Origin of the sequence: Cellulomonas septica, assembly GCF_012396155.1 — a bacterium.
In the GTDB taxonomy this organism is placed as follows: Bacteria; Actinomycetota; Actinomycetes; order Actinomycetales; family Cellulomonadaceae; genus Cellulomonas; species Cellulomonas septica.
This window is the reverse complement of record NZ_JAAXOY010000568.1, coordinates 1-2364: the sequence shown is the minus strand read 5'-3', so window position 1 is coordinate 2364 and position 2364 is coordinate 1. Positions and strand designations below refer to the sequence as shown.

Genomic DNA, 2364 nt, shown 5'->3' with positions numbered 1-2364 from the left:
CCGCGGGCAGGTCCACGAGGGCAGGGCTCGACGTCCCGGCGTCCGGCGGCACGTCGTCCGGGGGCAGCGTGAGGGCGAGCGTGGACCCGTCCGGGGCGGGTGCGACCTCGCCCACCTCCGTCGCCTGCAGCACGGGCGTCCGCCGTCCCGTGGCGACGTCGATCGCCAGCACGTCGTCGGCGGGGGTGGCACGCGCGGCCGGTGCGACGTCGGGCGTCGGCGATGCGTAGACGGTCGCGGCGTCGTCGGTGAGGCCGAACGCGTAGGAGCCGAGGTCGTTCGTCACGGGCGTCACCGAGCCGTCCGGTCCGACCCCCAGGATGTCGGACGACGGCGACGACCCGGGCCCCTCGACCACCTCGCCCGCGGCCGTGAAGCCGCGGACGACGGCGACGAACGGCTGGCTGCCGCACGCGGAGAGGCCGGCGAACGGTGTCCCGTCGACGCGAGCCGCACCGGTGGGACGCGACGTCACGGGCCCGAGGGGCGTCGCGCAGGCCACGAGCAGCGTCGCCACGCCCAGGAGCGACGCGCCCGCGCGCAGTCGCCGCCCGGGTGCTGGAGGCCGTGCCGGCGCTCCGCCGTCCATGGAGCCGACAGTACGAGCGCGCGCCGGACCGTGACAATCAGGGCGCGTCGCGCGATGCGGTGAGGGCACGCCCGCGGCGTCCGCCTCCTCGGACCGCTCATCAGCGCGTCCCCTGCACGTCCTCTCGGCCCCCTTGACGACCTCTCGGGCCGCGAGAAACCTGGCATCAGGCGACGGTCCCGACGACGCGACCCTCGGAGGTGCTCCGCATGCGCACGACACGACTGCACGGTCCCGGTCCGCGCCGGCGGCTGCGCGTGGTCCTCGCGCTCGTCCTGCTCGCGCTCGTGGTCCCCGCCGGCGCGGCGACGGCCACCGCGACCGACGGCGGCCACCACGGCCACCGCGCGTGGTACGGGACGACCGGGGCCCGGTTCTGGCAGTGGGGTCTCACCCAGCCGGCCGCGACCAACCCCCTGTTCGACACCACCGGCGAGTTCTGCGACGTCGGGCAGCGCGGCCGCACGTGGTTCCTCGCGGGGTACACCGGTGGCCCGATCACCCGGACGTGCACGGTCCCCACGGGCACGACGCTCGTCTTCCCCGTGGTCAACGCGTTCTACGGCGCGACACCGGGCGACCCGCCCGAGCAGAGCACGGTGGCGTTCGTGCGGCAGCAGGTCGCCGGACTGCGCGCGGGTGCGCACGACCTGCGCGTGACGGTCGACGGCACCGTGCTGCCGGCGTCGCGGATCCGGTACGAGGACTCGGTGGTCTTCTCGGTGACGCTGCCGGACGGCAACGTCTTCGGCGCGCCCGCCGGGACGGTCGTCTTCCCGACGGTCGACGCCGGGTACTACGTGACGCTGCGACCGCTCCGGCCGGGGACGCACACCGTGCGCATCCAGGGGGCGGTCGACGCCGCTCCCCCGGTCGGCAGCTTCTCGGTCGACGTCACCTACGTCCTCACGGTGCCGCGGGGGCACCGGCACTGAACGGGCGGACGTGGACCCGACGCGGGCGCGCGGCAGCGTCGTCCTGGTGCACGGCACGTGGGGCAACCCTGACGACTGGCGCTGGGTGCGTGCGCTGCTCGACGAGGCGGGGGTCGACGTCGTCGCGCCCGACCTGCCCTCGCACCGGTCGGACGCGGGCCTGGCGGCCGACGCGGCCGAGGTGCGCCGGACGGTCCAGGCGTGCCGGCCGCCCACCGTGCTCGTGGGCTGGTCCTACGGCGGCGACGTGGTGGGCCTCGCCGCGGTGGGCGCTACCGGGGTGGTCGGTCTGGTCTACGTCGCCGCCGTGCCGCGCGTCCCGGACGCCGCCGCCCGGGACACCCTCTGGTTCCGCGACAACCCGCACGTCACCGTCGGGGAGGACGGGACGTTCGTGCTCGACGACCGGTGGTGGCGCGAGGAGGAGGCGGGGGCGACCTTCCCGCCCGACGTCCGAGAGCACCTGGCCCACCACCCGCGCCGGCCGGCGAGCCTGCGCGTCGAGACCGAACGGCAGGTCGTCGACGCCGCCTGGGTCGGCACGCCGACGACCGTGCTCCTCGGGCGGCAGGACGTCCTGACGCCCGAGGCCGAGCAGCGCCTCGCGGCGGACCGGGTGGCCGACGTCCGGCTGCTCGACTGCGACCACTTCGTCCTCTGGCGCGACCCCGCCGCGGTGAGCGTTGCTGCCCTCGACCTCCTGGACGGACGGTCGCAGACGCCGGGGTAGCGCCTCGCGGCACCGGCCCGGGCACGGCGAGGCACGCGCCCCCCCGCCCGCGAGGTCAGCCTCGGTCCCGGCGCACCGACTCAGCGACGAGCCGCGGTGAGGCGGGCGAC

The 2364-nt window shown here is 76.4% G+C and carries 3 protein-coding genes; 2 read left to right on the top strand and 1 reads right to left on the bottom strand.

Annotation, left to right across the window (positions count from 1 at the left end):
* Positions 1–517, bottom strand: a 517-nt coding sequence (locus HGA02_RS16655) for a hypothetical protein (RefSeq protein ID WP_210728713.1), incomplete at its 3' end; no start/stop codon positions are given.
* 281 nt (positions 518–798) lie between these two features.
* Here HGA02_RS16655 and HGA02_RS16650 point away from each other — a divergent pair.
* Together HGA02_RS16650 and HGA02_RS16645 are read left to right on the top strand one after the other, a co-directional pair.
* Positions 799–1524 (top strand): hypothetical protein, encoded by a 726-nt coding sequence (locus HGA02_RS16650; protein WP_168680245.1) that lies wholly within the window; start codon positions 799–801, stop codon positions 1522–1524.
* A gap of 10 nt (positions 1525–1534) precedes the next feature.
* Positions 1535–2254 carry an alpha/beta fold hydrolase gene (locus HGA02_RS16645; protein ID WP_168680243.1) on the top strand — a complete coding sequence of 240 codons (720 nt, stop codon included), beginning with the start codon at positions 1535–1537 and terminating at the stop codon, positions 2252–2254.
* Positions 2255–2364: the final 110 nt, after the last annotated feature.